This window comes from Aerosakkonema sp. BLCC-F183, assembly GCF_041929145.1.
Taxonomy (GTDB): domain Bacteria; phylum Cyanobacteriota; class Cyanobacteriia; order Cyanobacteriales; family Aerosakkonemataceae; genus Aerosakkonema.
The window spans coordinates 22,286-38,700 of record NZ_JBHFNU010000016.1; the positions used below are offsets into that span (position 1 = coordinate 22,286).

Sequence of the window (16,415 nt, forward strand, 5' to 3'; positions counted from 1 at the left end):
GCTGTTGTAAAAATTAACAAATGGAAGTAAACGCGAATGCTTGAAGCCAAAGGCAAATATTTACTTCTGTTTTAGCACGACTAATGTAATATCGTCAAAAATCTTTTGGGAACCGATATGCCGCCGCAGGTCATCAACGATCGCTTGTCTAATTTCTGCTGCGGAAAAGGAGTGGTTGCATTTGACTATTTCGCATAAGCGTTCTAGTCCGTATTGGTGGCGATCGATATCGAACGCTTCTGTAACTCCATCCGTATATAATACCACCACATCCCCTGCATTGAGTTGCACTTCTTCGGAGGAGATAAAATCGGCAATATCCTCCTCTAAAGCAATGGGAAAGCCAAGATTTCGCGTATCGATTCGCTCTAATTCACCGCTAGCACGCACGATGATTATCTCTTCATGTTGACCGCTAATTCTCAAAATGCCATTAGCGTAATCCAGTAAAGTTAGAGTTAAATTTCGATAGGGATTGATTCGTTGAGCGTTGCCATAAATTGTGCGGTTGAGAATGTCTAGAAATTGCACTGGGTCAGTGCGATCGCTTTCCTGTAATGTTCTGACTGCGGTTTGCGTCATCAACATCAATACCCCACTTTCCAATCCATGTCCAGTGACATCGCCAATGCCTATTTTGACTTTGCCATCTCGTTGCAGTATATCATAATAATCCCCGCCCACTTCATCGGCTGGTTCCATAAATCCAGCAATTTCTAATCCTTCAATTGATTCTAATTCCGATTGTTTGGGTAAAATCATTTGTTGGAGTTGTTTGGTCACTTCTAGCTCAGATCTCATCCGGAAGTTTTCTGCTTTGAGGAGTTCATTGAGAGCGGTGATTTCCTGATTTGCTTTAGCGAGTTGGGCGGTGCGTTCTTTAACTTTGTCGTCTAGAGTTTGATAGAGTCGGGCATTTTCAATCGAGATGGCAGCTTGTCCCGATAACAGTTGTAAAACTGACAATCTATTTGGTGTAAAAGCACCTGTCGTCAGATTATTCTCTAAATAAACAATACCGCTAAGTTGAGAGCGATCGATCAATGGCGCACATAAAAGAGATTTAGTTTGGTGCTGCTTTATGTAAGGGTCATTAGTAAAGTTCCCCTCACCAGTAGCATCATTCAAAACCACTGTTTCCTTCGTGCGGACAACATAATTGATAATTGCTATTGGCAGACGATTCTCTACAGGAATTGATTGCAATACTGTGATGTTATCCGAATCTACTTCTCCCCAAGCTTCAATCTGCAACTTGCCCTCAGTTTCCAAAATTAAATATCCAATTTGCGCCCCTGCATTTTCCATCAAAATTTTCATTAAGTTGGCAAGTAATTTATCCAGCAAAATTTCGCCGGAAATCGCTTGCGAAGCTTTCATTACAGTGGCTAAATCCAAAGCTGACGCTGACTGACTACCAGTTGTAGTAATGTTAGGGTTATTTATCGTATGGGTAAAAGTAAGGTTGTTCGCTGGAGATGATTTAGGCAATAAATACGGGTATTTTGCTTCCAAATCCTCTACCTTTGCCTTCGCTCCCCAGCGCACATAGCCGTAGTGCGCCTCTTTCATATAAGTTTGGGCAAACTTCTCCATACCACGCGCTTGATAAAACTTTGCCGCTAACTCATAAGCTAAAGCTTCTTCTTGGATAAATCCGTTATCTCTTGCTCCTTTAATAGCTCGCTCGTAAAAATCCATTGCTGCGACAACTTGCCCCAATACTCGTGCTTTTTCTGCCTCTACCAAATCGAATTTATGCAAAAAATTCATCGGGGCATGATGCGCCCATTTCTGCATCTTTTCTTGGTTAAGATAAATCCGATTCAGCCAAGCCTCTTGCTCGGAATTTGAACCATCAGCAAATACAGCTAAATGCACCAGAGAATCATAGAAATGAAAGACAGGTACAACGACCATTGCGATTACGCCATCTAAATACTCTTCTGCTTGCACAGCATTTTGTATTGCTAGAATATATTCACCGAACAGATAACTTAAAATAAGTTTATTTAAATAAAACAAGTGCAGTCCTAATCGGTCATTTGCTTGGATAGCAAGGGGTAGCCATTCCTCCTCGTTGTAGGCATCGCCTATTAAATAATGAGGATTTTTAGACCGACCCAGAAGGTTAAGGACTGCCTGCCGAAAAATAGCGACCCAATTAAAAGGGCTTTCCCGTCTAATTTGACGAATGGCATTACTGTAGCTCGCCATCTTCTGTTCTAAACTCGTAAGTTCCTGACCGATAAAATATGAATGATCGCAACAAAAAAATGCACAATAACCAGCAAATTCAAATTCTCCAGTTTCCACTCCGTTTTGATAGCCTTCACTCACAATTGGTAGCGTTTCTTTGAAATGTTCTTTCCAGTGCATTACGTGAGCGCCTAATACTTCTAATGCCCTAGCTTTACCCCTCTTGGGATTTAACTGTTCTACCAAAGTTAAGCTCAATTTACCAAATTTATAACCCAATTCAATATCTTGAATCACTCCACATAGAATTAATCCATAAGCCGCGTAACTAAATGCAGACCAAGTGCAATGACCGAATTTAATCGATAAATTAACCATTGATAACACAATTAGTAACATAAGTTCGGGAGCCGCTATGTAGGCGGCAGCACTTATACTTGATAGGATATAGATAGCTGCCTGCGGTTCGGGTTCGGTTATTTCCGGTAGGTTAATTAATGCTTCGATTTCTTGCCCGACATAGAGTAAAGCAGTTTCCTGAAATGCTTTTTGAATCTCCAATTGGGTTGGCTGTTCTGGTAATGTCAATCCTAACAGTTTCAGCACTTGCAGACCGATCTTAATTGCTTCTTTAAAGTTGCCCTGCGCTCCTGCTGCTTGAATTTTTACATCATAAACTTTCACTTTTTCCAACACAGTTTTGGTACGGTTTAATAGTACCAAAGACAATTTTTCCATCTGCTCGAAATCACCACTCAAATACGCTGCTTCTGCTGCTTCCTCATACAGCGCTAAAGTTAGTTCGTAATCACTTTGCCAACTATCTGCACTCAGAAGTTTTAACCCGGCATTTAAATATACGATCGCACCTGTATAAGCCGCTGCTGCTTTCGCTTTTTGACCCGCCATCAAATTCAGTTTGACTATTTCATTTTGTTCGGCGCGATCGCTCACCAATTCAACACCCAGATTGAGATGATCGACGATCTCAAATACCTTATCTGACAAGTTCGCCGCTGCGGTATTCTGCAACAGTAACCGACCAATTTGTAAGTGAACGACTTTCTTATGAGACTCATCGATGAGAGCGTAAGCTGCTTGTTGTACGCGATCGTGCAGGAACTTGTAATCTTGGATTAACAGATTTGCATCTAACTCAGATATAGGCAAAATTAAACCGGACTCAACGGCTACGATCAAATCGGAAAAAACTACTTCTTTAGATTTTTCGCAGACAATAGAAATAGTGTTTAAGTCAAAAGAAGCACCAACACAAGAAGCTAAATATAAAATTTGCTGCGTAGAATAGGGCAGCTTTTTCAACTTACCTATCATCAATTCCACCACATTGTCGGTAATATTTTGAGAGTCAATGCGTGCGATATCCCACTTCCAAGCATAAGTCTGAAAATTAAACTCAATCAGGCGATCGGCGTGCAATGTTTTGAGAAACTGATTCACAAAAAAGGGATTTCCTCCCGTTTTTTTCATCACCAATTCTGCTAAAGGTTTTACCCGCTCGATATTATCGTGTAACGTATCGGCAATTAAGCGAGTAGTATGTTCGAGTTTTAAAGGAGATAAGCTAATAAAATTAATAGTGGCTCCCAAATTACGCAACTTATCCAAAGTCATCATTAAGGGATGTGTTGGGCTGACTTCGTTATCCCGGTACGCTCCAATCAAAAATAAATATTGCATATCCGTATCCGTCATCATCAGTTCGATTAACTTGAGCGTGGCAGAGTCTGCCCATTGCAAATCGTCAAGAAAGATAACGAGGGGATGTTCTTTAGCACAAAATGCCCTAATAAACTTTTGTAAGACCAGATTAAAACGATTTTTAGATTCAGATAGCCCTAAATCTGGCACAGGTGGTTGCTTGTCCACAATCAATTCCACTTCGGGAATTACATCAATAATAACTTGACCGTTGTCACCAAAAGCAACTAAAAGTTTTTCTCGCCATAAATTTAGTTGTGCTTCGCTTTCTGTTAAAAGTTGTCGCACCAATTCTTTAAAAGCGCTGACTATGGCAGAATAAGGAATATTGCGCTGAAATTGATCGAATTTACCTTCTGTAAAATAGCCGCGCAGTTGGCTATTAGGTTTGTGAATTTCGGCAATCAATGATGATTTACCGATGCCAGAGTAACCCGCCACCAACATCATCTCGATTTGAGATTTGGTATTTAGGATTTGGGATTGACGACCATTTTTTTGACTTTTTGCTTTTGATTTTTGGCTTTCCCCAGCTACTCGCTCAAATGCTGCTAATAAAGTTTCAACTTCTGCCTCTCGTCCGTAGAGTTTTTGGGAAATTTGAAATTTATCAGAAATATCTTTAGAAGCGAGGGGAAATGCAGAGATATTTCCTTTTGTTTGTAACTGAGTCAAACATTCTTCTAAATCCGCTTTGATTCCCCAAGCACTTTGGTATCTCTCTTCCGCCGTTTTCGCCATCAGTTTCATCACTATATCTGAAACGACTTTCGGAATCTTTTGGCTTTTATTAAATTCATCATTTTTTAATTTTGACTTTTGAATTTTGAATCGATCGGGTGGTACTGGCTGTTTGGCAATATGACAATGTACCAATTCCAGTGCATCATTGGTTTCAAAAGGCAGTTGTCCGGTTAGTAATTCGTAGAAGGTGACACCGAGAGAATAAAAATCTGTGCGGTAGTCCAAATAACGGTTCATCCGTCCGGTTTGTTCTGGGGAAATATAGGCGAGCGTACCTTCTAAGATGTGAGGATTTTTTAGGGTAGGATTTTCCCGCGTTAATTGGGTAGAAATACCAAAGTCGATGAGTTTTAAAACTCTGGTTTTGGGGTTATAAGCAATATTCGCCGGATTTATATCTTTGTGGATAACATTGCAACTGTGAATATGTCCCAACGTCTCAGTTATTTTAATAGCGATCGCAAGAAATTCTCTTAGCAGCATCTGTTGTCCCGCCGCTGTTGATTCGTTCATCAACTGTTTTAAAGAAGATGCGCCAAAATCCTCCAAGATCATGACCAAAGTTCTCTGTAATGGTTCTAAACTATAAACTTTAATTACCCCGTCTAGATTCAGATGTCTGGTAATTTCATATTCCTGCTTGTAGCGGGTGATCTCGGAAGCTGTTGGATAGTCTTCTTTGAGGACTTTGAGAATAACAGGTTGGTTGTCCTGTTGTCGGATAGCGCGATAAACTAGGGAGTTGGTACTTTCGTAAATTTGACTGAGAATAAGGTAGCCGTCAATCTTAAGCATATTTAGTCTTCTTTTGTGTAGTATACTATAGATGCACGCATTGTAATTATTGTCAGTTAATAAAAAAATGCAAAATATGGAGCATATATTAACAAATTCATCGTCTAATGTCTAGGGTATATTTATTCGCTTTTATTTAGCTAATGATTTTCCAACTAACCAGTAAGTCGTCATTTCTCCCCTACCTTTAACAGCAACTTTTCCCCGTTTCTCGAACTTATAGCGATTTTTTAACCGTTCGTAAGTTGCTGAGGTGACTTGAATCTTGCCCGGTATGCCGGATGATTCCATCCTAGAAGCAACATTTACCGCATCTCCCCAGAGGTCGTAAATAAATTTTTTCATGCCAATTACACCTGCTACCACCGCTCCAGTATTAATACCAATGCGGATTTGTAATTGTTCGCTACATTTAGTTTGTAAATGGTCGATCGCTGCTTGCATATCTAGCGCCATTTCCGCAATAGCTTCTACACTATTTTCTTTGGGAACAGGCAATCCACCTACTACCATATAAGCGTCGCCAATGGTTTTGATTTTTTCCAAACCGTGTTTTTCTGTGAGTTCGTCAAACTTGGAAAAAATCTCATTGAGCAAATTAACTAATTCAGTTGGTGAGATTCGCGCCGACAGGAGAGTAAAACCGACAATATCGGCAAATAAAATTGTGACTTCATGGAAATGTTCGGCGATCGCACCTTGATTTTCTTTCAGCCGCTCCGCGATCGGCTCAGGCAAAATATTGAGTAATAACTGTTCTGACTTTTCTTGCTCTTTTTGCAGCGCTGATTGGGCCAGCTTGCGCTCGGTGATGTCCCGCGCCACCAAAATCGCCGTTTCAGAAGAAAGCGGCGAAATCGTCTCGGCAAAGCAAATATCTTTACCTCCTATTGGCAAACTATATTCAATTTCAACGGTTTTTTGCGTGGAAACTGCTTCGAGGATTGCTTGGAGAATCAAATCTGCTTGGGGTGACGGCAAAGTTTCGTGGACTTTTCTGCCGATCGTTTCCGTTGCAGGTTTGTACAAATTTGCGGTACTGGTTGGGATAACATTAAGGCAACGTCCGGAAACATCCCGAACTACTAGCACATCGGTCATAGCAGCAAACAGAGCTTTCATTTCTGCTTGGATTTTTTTCTGTTGCAACACCGTTCCCGACTGAGCTGCTACCACACGAACTAACTCGCACAAGCGCTTGTCGTCCGAACTAATTGAGAGGCTGAATAACACTAACACCGCCAAAACAGGAGATTGAGAACTGAGCAAAGAACTACCCAGTTCCTCTGGCTGCTGCATATTGTTCCCTATAGGAACAATAGGTATGCCAACAGCAGCTTTTAAGCCGTATTGTGTCGCCAGTTCTAATCTCAGGAGAGCATCTTCTATGTCACTGAGATCGGTAATGCACACTGGTTGTCTCGTTGACCAAACTTTGCCGGGGATTTCTTCACCGGGATAGAAAGTGAGAACTTCACTGTATTCTCGGAAGCGCTCGATCGCATCTACCAGAGTTGGGTCAATCTTTTCTCGCTGACAGTACCAACAAGGACTGCATATTAAAGCTGATGTATCGGTGGTGGGAATCCAAGCTTCGCCGTAAATCCAATCAGTTGTTTGGCAAACTTGCTGCAAGATAACTTCTAAGGCGGTATCGAAATCTGTGGCAGTACTAATCGCTTGAGCCATTGTTAGCAAGAGTCGAATTTCTTCTTCAGCTTGTTGGCGTGCTTTGATTTCTTTTTCTAGCTGTGCTGTTCGCTCTTGTAGCGATAAACGCTGACGTGCGATCGTCAGTTGATTTTCCACGCGGGCGATCACCTCTTCAGCTTGAAAAGGTTTGGTGATGTAGTCTATGCCACCGACAGCAAAGGCTTTGATCTTATCCATTACCTCATTGAGAGCGCTGATAAAAATCACCGGCACATCGCGAGTTTGTTCCGAAGCTTTCAGTTTGCTGCAAACTTCATAACCGTCCATCTCCGGCATATTAATATCGAGCAAAATTAAATCGGGCAGCGCTGTCTTTACGGAAGTCAATGCAATCTGACCTGACCTAGCCTTGCGAACTGCGTACCCTCGCTCGGTCAGTATTGAAGATAAAAGGCGAAGGTTGTCCGGCGTATCGTCAACAAGTAAAATATTTCCTTTCTGCCTCTCTTGAGCCTTCATTAGACATTTATTGTGAGATTTACTATTCAAATTCCTAACATTTTTGATATCTCATTCCTGGCAACTGAGTTACCAACCCCATTAATTCCAACTGCAATAAGGCACTCGAAACCCCTCCTGGCGGTAAGCCAGCTTTTTGTACAATTAAATCGAAGGGCGTAGCTTCTGAAGAAATTGCCTGCCAAACTTGTTTTAATTCCGGTTCTAAATCCGGCATTGGCGGTGCATTTGACGCCTGGGTTTGAGCAAATAAAGGTAAAGAAGCAAAATTTTCCGTATCCGCAGGCGGCGTCGCGCCCAACATTTTTAATAGTTCCTCAAATTCAACAGGAATTGCTGTCGCTCCTTTGGTTAATAAATTCAAACAACCGTGGGATTGATAATCTTCCAAACGGGCAGTCAGCACGTAAACATCTCGACCGAAATCTTTAGCAACGTCGGCAGTAATTAAAGCACCAGATTTTTTGGGTGCTTCCATCACTAAAACGGCGCGACTCAAAGCTGCAATAATGCGATTGCGGGCGGGAAAACGAGTGCGATCGGGTGGGGTACCAGCCGAATATTCGCTTAAAAGCAAACCATTTCCTGTTATTTGTGCGGATAAATTGCGATTGCGCGACGGATAAATAACATCTATCCCAGTACCAAAAACCGCTATCGTCCGTCCACCCGCCTCTAAACAGGCACTATGCGCTTCCGTGTCAATTCCCTCCGCCATCCCCGAAACAATTGTAAATCCTTGTTTAGCTAAAGCGGCGCTAATTCTGCGCGTCCAACGGATACCGTATTCGGAAGGTTGACGAGTCCCTACAATTCCCACTGTTGCTGTTAAACCTTGATTTTCTTGGGTTTGCACTTTTCCCCGGTAATGTAGCACTGGTGGAGGATTGGGAATATCTCGCAACAAACGGGGATAATCGGCATCTGCTGGTGTCCAAAAATAAGGGTTTTTCTGCTGGTATTGTAGAAGAAATTGAGCGGGGTCGAGTTGAGATCGCTTTCCCTCCACCGTCACCAATGTTTTAGCCCCGAACCCCTCGACTTGTCGCAATTGCGCTGCACTTGCTTCCCACGCCGCCGCCAGATTACCAAAGTGCTGTTGCAGCCGCTTCAACAAAATCGGCCCAATTCCCGGAATTTGCGACCAAGCTAACCAATATGCCCGTTCTTCAACCAATTGCGTAAATTACTCCATTTCTTGCTAACACAGATAAACACATTATCTGCGTTTATCTGCGGTTAAAAAATCTTAGCCAGCACTAAGCTTGAACAGAACGCTTTTGTTTGAGATATTCAAAAACCGACTTATCCCCAATATCAGCTGGAATTGCTTGCATAGTTTTCCGCACCGCAAAGACGAGGAAAAAGATCGCCCAAATTAGCAGTAATATCGGCTTCATCTCCATCGGCAAAAAACCAAACAAATGTCCCAACAGCAACAAAGGAACCAGCGGTGTCAGCACTTTTGTTTCCAGTCGATTGAAGCAAAAAGCTTCTTTGAAATAAATCCCAGTCAAAGCTGCAAAGGTAAAACCAATTCCCAAAATAGTGAGTGGATGGTGGTAAACAGTCAGCGCTAAAGGTTCGCCACTTTGCACCGCTAGTACAACAGACGCCAAAACGCCAACCGCCCAAAAGATTTGCAGCCCTCGGTGCAACTGTACCATATATATATGGATGGTGGCTAAGCTGACGCCCAACGCCACGCAGAAACAGGCATATAGCAAGGTCAGCGCGTTCAAAATAGTTGGAGTAGCGCTCTGAGATAGTAGCAGCCAAATCCCCAAGGCAAAGCTTAATGCTGCTACCATTAAGCCAGCGCGGTAGATGATGACACCAGTGCGATCGCTCTGGGTAATGGTAAACTCTCCAAACTGTCCTTGGTAAACTATCGGTTCGGATTGCTGTATTTGAGTCATTATTTTCTCCCTTTTCCTTGTGAAATAATAACGCAAGTTGCTAGTTATTAATTTTGAGTCGGTAAGTTGCTCTGCTAGGGCATCATTTTCGCAAGCCTGATTAATTTTATGGCTCTGACGCAGTAATGCCCACTCAAATCTACCTAAATTTTGAGATAAATGAGCATAATTGGCTAAGTTAATTTTACGATCGCATGACATAATTGAAATTTGAAATTTGAAATTTGAAATTGAAAATTTATTATTATGTTTCAAGCAACTCGCCGCCGCCTCGCGATTTGGTATACCGCCGTCACAGCAGTTTTACTGCTACTGTTTGCGACTGGTGTTTATCTATACGTCCGGAATACGTTGATCGAGCGGGTGGATGATACGCTCAATCATGTGGTGGAAGTGGTTGTGCGATCGCTCGCGATCGAACCAGTTTCCCCCAACGATCGCATTAACAAATATCGCGTTAACGTGGAAGCCAGTTTTCGCGATAACGCCGATACCGTAGAAGACGATCGCATCGACCTGGAATGGTTCACTCCTACAGGTGAATTGCTGTGGTCAACCTTTGATGAACCGCTAAATGTTCCTATTCGGGCTAACCGCACAGTCGAAACCGTTCGGTTAGCTAAGAGTCAACGAACTCCCTTCCTCACGCCTTCACCCCCTCCTCTACTGCGCCAAGTCACACAAAGAGTGCAAATGGGACGGCAAGTACTGGGATATCTGCGCGTCAGCCATCCTTGGTTTGAAGTAACAAAACCCAGCCATCAATTGATACTAGACTTGAGTTTGGGTATTAGCGCAATGGTGATTTGCGTTGGTGCGATCGGCTGGTTGCTTTCTGGCTTGGCGATGGCACCGGTGCGCGAATCTTACCAACATCTCAAACAATTTACATCTGATGCTTCTCACGAACTCAGAAGTCCGATCGCCATGATTCAAACTAACGTACAGGTAGCCTTGGCAGACCCGGATCGCTCGTCAGAACAACATCAACAACAATTGAAAGTGATCGAACGACTAACTCAACGGCTAGGGCGTTTGGTAGATGACTTATTGTTTCTTGCCAGAGAAGATAGCGGCATCGTACAACCTCGCTTTTCAGCCTGTCCCCTCGATGCTTTGTTAATGGAAGTTGTGGAAGAACAGCAACTGCTTGCTGCCGAAAAAGTTATTAAACTCACCTTAAATTTAGTGACTGCACAAATGAGTTTTCCTGACGAAACAGAAGAAGACTTTTTTACATTCCAAGGAGATTGGGATCGGCTGGCGCGTCTGTTTACAAATTTAATTGGTAATGCGCTGCAATACACGCCGATGGGGGGTAAAGTTGATGTGGAATTGCAAAGAATTATACGCCGAGGTAACCATCCTCAACTGCAAGTTAAAGTTATCGATACTGGTATCGGTATTCCAGAAGACGCACTGCCTCATTTATTCGATCGCTTTTTTCGAGTCGATCCCGCCCGCACTCGCGGTAAGTCAACCGGTTCGGGATTGGGGTTAGCGATCGCAGCTGCTATTGTCGAAAATCACCACGGTCATATTCGCGTTGAAAGTGTTGTCGATCGAGGCACAACCGTTACCGTTACTTTGCCGCAATACCGACTGGAAACACATTAAACATCTCCAAAAATTCTTGTGGGGTAGGCATCCTGCCTGCCCTTTGAGATTCTTTTAGAGGAGATGTCTATTAGTTATGGACGGATAGGGCATTGGGCATCGTCGCCGGGAGTGCATTCTTTATTTTGAGCTTTGACTTTGAAATTTTAATTTTCTAATTTCATCTATCAAAAGTTAGTTTTTTATTCAAAAATATGAGCAAGGAAATCTTAGCATTTTGGAATGCCTCCTGTGACAGAGGCAAGCTGGTAACCTTTCAGATTAGGCTCAAGATCGAAGTAGGAAATGGGAGCCTTTTAATAGTTCTATGCCAATTGGATTGCGAGAAGATATTGCCTACATTCTGCTGAAAAAAATCGACGAAACCGATAGCAGTCAAGGAATGCACTCGGTTAATTTTACCGAGACAGACTTTGCTGGTCGAGAAATAACCCCCGTAGATTTTTTGGGCCACCTAGATTATTTAAATCAAAAGGGATACATCAACGCTGAATTTAGCGGTAATGCCTATGCAAATCAGGAAGATGTTCCCGATGCGGTTAATCCCAAAGAATTCGATTTCAGAATTGCCAACTCTTATGGCGCAGCAGATGGCCCCTTGCCCCACTTAATTAGCTTTAAAAGGGCAGAAATAACGCAAAAAGGCCGCAAAATGCTGGAGAAAATGGAAGCAAATCCTCCTCAAGCTCTCAGGGAGGGGCCGACACTACCTATCGCTACCAAAGATATGCCGTTCCTTGAGAAAGTGATGCTCAAGGGCAATTTGTCAGATCCTTTTGATGCCAGGGATATTACGGAAGTCGTGTTCCGCACCATGCGCGACATGATGAGTACGGAAGCTGCCGATCGCGTAGCAAATGAACTGCACGAAGAAGCGCTACCGACAAAAGATAAAGCGCTGCAAAACGAAGTGGCAGAACTTTGGAAAGATACCAATCCGATCGTCAGCTTCTTGAGTCGAGTTCGTCCTCCTCTGATTATTAAATCCGATACGTTTCTATTCCGGGTAGCGCAAGAAGCCGGTTTACAACCGGACGTAGAACCGGAAACTGTTGTCAAAGCAGTGTTCTCTGCGACCAAGGAGGAATTGTCTCAAGAACGAATTCAAGAAATCGCGAACTTCTTGCCGGACAAGATTCGCCAACTGTGGGAACAGGCTTAGCTTTTCCAGGAGCCAAAAGTAATAGATAAAAAGGCAAAAGTAAAAATATCCGATGAATTTACTTTTTGCCTTTTACTTTGTTTCTTGCTGCCGCGATCGAATATTTGCCATTTGGCAAATAAAATATCCATTTAGTCAAAATTTACTCAAAACAAAGGTGAATTATGAGTCAACAAAAACGACAACTCAAACAGCAGATCGGGTTAGTGGGAGCTATTTTTGGCACCTTAATCCTGAGCTTACCGGCGATCGCGCAAACGAATCCAAGTCCTCGCGATCCGCGATCGGGTACAGGTAGCGATGCTGTGTGTTCTGCTGATACAAGCGACACCAATATAAATCGCCAAGGGCCATCTTCTGTCAACAGCAATAGAAATACGCCAACTAGCGATGTAGAGACGCGAGATTCGCGAACCGATACTACCACACCATCTTCTGCTAATAGCAATAGAAACACGCCAATTACGGGTACCGATAACTCATCCACCAGGATGGGCAATTCGTCATCGGGTACAGGAAGCTCAAGCACTTCTTCCAGTAACACAGATATAGAACGCCGGACTCGCGAAGGCACTTCTTCCGTCAATAGCAGTAGAAATACACCAACAGAAGATAGCGCTAGCTCATCTGTTGATGATACCAACTCTTCGTCTGCGTCTACCGATGCCATGTCCGATCGCGATCGTAACGCCATACGGACGGGTGACCAAGCTAATTGCAGTACTGATGGCAATAGCACCAACATCAACCGCGACAAGCAACTGCGTCGCAACGATTACCAAATGATGCAGCAACGGCGCAACACCAGAATTATTTCCCCTACCCCAGAACAGAGACAAGCTGCCAGTGCAATGGTCAGACCCTCCAACGGTGCGGTGAATGTTAAGCTGGTGAACGAAACCGGAGCTGACATCGTTTACGAAGTAATTGGCGAAACCAATCAAAGAAATCTACAAGGTGAATCCTACGTCAGTTTAGAAAGTTTGGGTACACCCACGACCATCACTTTTTACCGTGCTGATGGAGGTTTGTTGAGAGTTCGTCCCCAAGCTGTTGCCCCAGGATTACTGGAAGTAAGGTTGGCAGCTACAACAGATTTGGGCGCAGACAGGAATGCCTTAACCGTTCAACCGACTGGTGGCGTTTATGTGAACTAATTGGCTTTAGTTTAGACAGGAACCCCACCCCCAACCCCTCCCCGTCTACGGGGAGGGGAGTTTTTGTTGTGATATAAAAACATATCTAACCGTAGGCTGGGGGACGGCATCGGCAACAACTTCAGCATTTTCAACTAATAATTAATTTCCCGTGCCATCATCCACTGACGCTCAATGGTAACATAGAGAAACATTTTTCAGCATCAATCTCAAATAGACCTATTCTCTAAGGGATTTCCAGGACTTCACCCAGGAGAATTGCTTCTGCTTTAGTATCCCTCAAAGTACGAACCAAAGCGATCGCTCGTCGGTAAACGCTGCGGGCATCGCTGTATTTGCCTAGCTGCTGATAAAGTTGAGCCAGAGATCGCAGCGATCGCAGTTGTTGGTGAGAATCGTCTGCATCTTGGGCAGTGGCGATCCGTTGTTCCAACAATTCAATGGCACGGGTATACTGTCCTACAGAAGAGTAAGTTGATACCAAGCCGTCGATCGCCCGAAATTGATTGGGGCGATCGAGTGCTAACTTCGCAACACCCAACGCTGCACCGTAAGCGCCTATTGTTTCCTTGAAATTATGGATCGCTGCGTAAGCATCCCCTAAATTATTTAACGTATTCGCTTCGCCGATCGGATCGCCAGCGCGAGTCCGATAAATAGCAGCTTCTTCGTAAACTTTAATTGCTTGATTGTAATCGCCGTTATCGCTTGCCACCAAACCAAGATTATTCAGCGATAAACCGATACCTGCCGGACTATTCACGCTGCGGGCAATTGTCAGCGCCTCCTCAAACGTTGTCCTTGCAGCAGGCAAACTGCCACGTCGCAGCAGCACTGTACCGACATTATTTAGGCCAAAAATTTGACCTTGCAAATCGTTATTTTCGCGGGCAAAACCCAGCCGTCTTCGCAACGCATCTTCTGCTCTGTTGTAATCGCCCAGAGCAATATAAGCCAAACCCAAAAAATCGTACACTTGACCTTGGGATTGCACATCGCCAATGCGATGATAAATTTTTAACGCCTGCAACCAATAGGGAATAGCTTTATCGAAATTGCCTTGCCGTTGCGCTTGCCCTCCCAATCGTACCAGGCGATCGGCTTCATCCCGAAGTTCCCCTTGAGTGCCGTTGTTTCTGGGGATGTTCAGTTGTTCGTTAAGGTCAGCCGCACCCAAAACGAAAAAGTAAAAAGGCAAAAGTAGAAAAATGCAGAACTTACGCACTTTGAGAAAAGTAAGAGGGGGGAGTGGGCTAGGAAAAGTCAAAAGTCAAAAGTCAAAAGTCAAAAAGAAGAGGGAGGAGGGAGGAGGGAGAGGGAAAAATGGAAACAGGAAAAATATTAATTCTTTCGCTGCCCCACTCCCCCCATCATAAGAGACTGGGAATCTCAATTTCAGACTCTTCTTCTATAGTTTCGTCTTCACCTAAATAAATAGTACGAATATCGGCAGGCAAAGTTTTTTGTAATTCTTTTAACCCTATCTGTAGCAACTCTCTCACTTCGGTGGGAGAAAGCGTTTCTCCCTCTGCTTGCAGATAAGCGGCGATTCGAGTTTCACTCCAGTGGAAACTCTGAGACATCACCACAATTAACCGCTGAAGAGGAGGTATCATATCTAACGCCTGCTGGGTATAACACCACAAAGGCGGTGAAGCAGCATCCAACGAGTAGTGAATGGACTCTACTGGCGGCACTTCTGCTTGATTGATACACAAAGCGGTAATATTAATGAGCCAGTTTTGCAGATTAAAACTCTCCTTCTCGGATACCGCAGCGCCGCGCAAATCCAGTTCGCCTAAAGCATGGTAGATATGTCGCCAGGTGATGGCAAACAAGTAATCGGCTTGGACAGGCGATCGTCCGGAGTGTGCAATTAAGGTATAGACGATCGGACTGTAGCGACAGAAAATCGCCGTAAAGTATTTCCCCTCTTCGGGATGGCGCTGAAACAGGGTCAGCAGTTCCCCATCGCTGTGATGAGACAGCGACTTGACTAAGGGATGATTGCTTTCTAGAAAATGAGGAATTTGCACAATAGTTTAACCGCTAATTTGCTGAGTTACGCACGCGATTAATCACCATACTACACTAGGGACTGGGGGCTAGAAAAAGTCAAAAGTCTCCCAATCGGCAGTCCCAAGTCTGCAATCCTCTTGGTAGACTAGAAACACATAAGATGGTAAGTATCTGCTGACAAGTCTGGTAGGTACAACCGATCTTTCACCCCTTGAAGTTCATGGTTCTAGCAGTTAACGTTATTCCTTCTCTGCCCTTGCCCTCTTTATTAGGTTCATTTTTGCCCGCCCTGCCTCTAGATAGCCTTTTTTCCACCCAAGGCATCATGGTGATGCTGCTGGTAGCTTATGCAGGTGCTATGTGGATGTTCCTCACCAGTGCTCCGAAAGTCCATACAATCATGGTGTCGGATTTGGAAATCGCTCGGCACTTTTATGAAGGTCTGCTAGATCTGCCAGCGGCGGAAGTACCTTTGCACTATTATTACAACTACGAACAAACTCTGGGTGCTACTAGCATAGACCCGCTCTACCTCTCAGCCAATCCCAGCCTCTCCACCACCAAAGGGTTGAACGCACCAGAGGGTCTTTGGTATCAGTTAAAGAAAAATACCCAGTTACACGTTATCTCTGGCGCAAGTTTGGGCCAAAAAGATCGGCAACGTCATGTGTGTTTCGATCGCGACTGTTTGGAACAAGTGCTGCTGCGCGTGCAAGTCCGAGGTCTCAAGCACAAAATTCGCCGCGAAAAGCCGCTGAATTTTTTGGTCAAAGATGTCGAAGGTCGCGTTATTGAATTGGCGGAAGCTTCTAGTTAGGGGCTAGAAAAAGTCAAAAGTCAAAAGTCAAAACTAGGAATTCCTTGCTACTATCTGCTTCCTCCTCGCTCTAACTTTCCCTTTCTGCCTCT

At 43.8% G+C, this 16,415-nt stretch carries 11 protein-coding genes; 4 read left to right on the top strand and 7 right to left on the bottom strand.

Annotated elements, in window-relative coordinates; translation table 11 throughout:
- Positions 1-60: 60 nt before the first annotated feature.
- The 4 genes from ACE1CD_RS03155 to ACE1CD_RS03170 form a co-directional block, all read right to left on the bottom strand.
- Positions 61-5,460 carry an AAA family ATPase gene (locus tag ACE1CD_RS03155; RefSeq protein ID WP_374821542.1) on the bottom strand — a complete coding sequence of 1,800 codons (5,400 nt, stop codon included), beginning with the start codon at positions 5,458-5,460 and terminating at the stop codon, positions 61-63.
- 132 nt (positions 5,461-5,592) lie between these two features.
- On the bottom strand, positions 5,593-7,632 hold the full coding sequence (locus ACE1CD_RS03160; protein ID WP_374790529.1) for an adenylate/guanylate cyclase domain-containing protein: 2,040 nt from the start codon (positions 7,630-7,632) through the stop codon (positions 5,593-5,595).
- 34 nt (positions 7,633-7,666) lie between these two features.
- Complete coding sequence (dprA, locus tag ACE1CD_RS03165) at positions 7,667-8,809, bottom strand: DNA-processing protein DprA (RefSeq protein ID WP_374821545.1); 1,143 nt, start codon at positions 8,807-8,809, stop codon at positions 7,667-7,669.
- Positions 8,810-8,891: 82 nt separating this feature from the next.
- Positions 8,892-9,551, bottom strand: coding sequence for a DUF2301 domain-containing membrane protein (locus tag ACE1CD_RS03170; RefSeq protein WP_374821835.1), 660 nt, complete (start codon positions 9,549-9,551; stop codon positions 8,892-8,894).
- A 246-nt stretch (positions 9,552-9,797) separates the two neighbouring features.
- On the opposite strand from ACE1CD_RS03170, the gene ACE1CD_RS03175 reads away from it, so the two are divergent.
- Complete coding sequence (locus ACE1CD_RS03175; protein ID WP_374790533.1) at positions 9,798-11,168, top strand: sensor histidine kinase; 1,371 nt, start codon at positions 9,798-9,800, stop codon at positions 11,166-11,168.
- A gap of 307 nt (positions 11,169-11,475) precedes the next feature.
- On the top strand, positions 11,476-12,330 hold the full coding sequence (locus tag ACE1CD_RS03180; RefSeq protein WP_374821548.1) for a DUF2267 domain-containing protein: 855 nt from the start codon (positions 11,476-11,478) through the stop codon (positions 12,328-12,330).
- On the opposite strand, the gene ACE1CD_RS03185 is transcribed toward ACE1CD_RS03180, so the two are convergent.
- Complete coding sequence (locus ACE1CD_RS03185; protein WP_374821551.1) at positions 12,327-12,461, bottom strand: hypothetical protein; 135 nt, start codon at positions 12,459-12,461, stop codon at positions 12,327-12,329. The two genes, ACE1CD_RS03180 and ACE1CD_RS03185, sit on opposite strands and share 4 nt — an antisense overlap.
- Before the next feature lie 33 nt (positions 12,462-12,494).
- Between ACE1CD_RS03185 and ACE1CD_RS03190 the strand changes: the two genes are divergently transcribed.
- Positions 12,495-13,487: a hypothetical protein gene (locus ACE1CD_RS03190; RefSeq protein ID WP_374821554.1), complete on the top strand. Its 993-nt coding sequence runs from the start codon at positions 12,495-12,497 to the stop codon at positions 13,485-13,487.
- Positions 13,488-13,713: 226 nt separating this feature from the next.
- Here ACE1CD_RS03190 and ACE1CD_RS03195 read toward each other — a convergent pair whose 3' ends face one another.
- Positions 13,714-14,754 carry a tetratricopeptide repeat protein gene (locus ACE1CD_RS03195; RefSeq protein WP_374790546.1) on the bottom strand — a complete coding sequence of 347 codons (1,041 nt, stop codon included), beginning with the start codon at positions 14,752-14,754 and terminating at the stop codon, positions 13,714-13,716.
- A gap of 103 nt (positions 14,755-14,857) precedes the next feature.
- Positions 14,858-15,523: an RNA polymerase sigma factor gene (locus ACE1CD_RS03200; protein ID WP_374790548.1), complete on the bottom strand. Its 666-nt coding sequence runs from the start codon at positions 15,521-15,523 to the stop codon at positions 14,858-14,860.
- A gap of 203 nt (positions 15,524-15,726) precedes the next feature.
- Between ACE1CD_RS03200 and ACE1CD_RS03205 the strand changes: the two genes are divergently transcribed.
- On the top strand, positions 15,727-16,323 hold the full coding sequence (locus ACE1CD_RS03205; protein ID WP_374790550.1) for a glyoxalase-like domain protein: 597 nt from the start codon (positions 15,727-15,729) through the stop codon (positions 16,321-16,323).
- Positions 16,324-16,415: the final 92 nt, after the last annotated feature.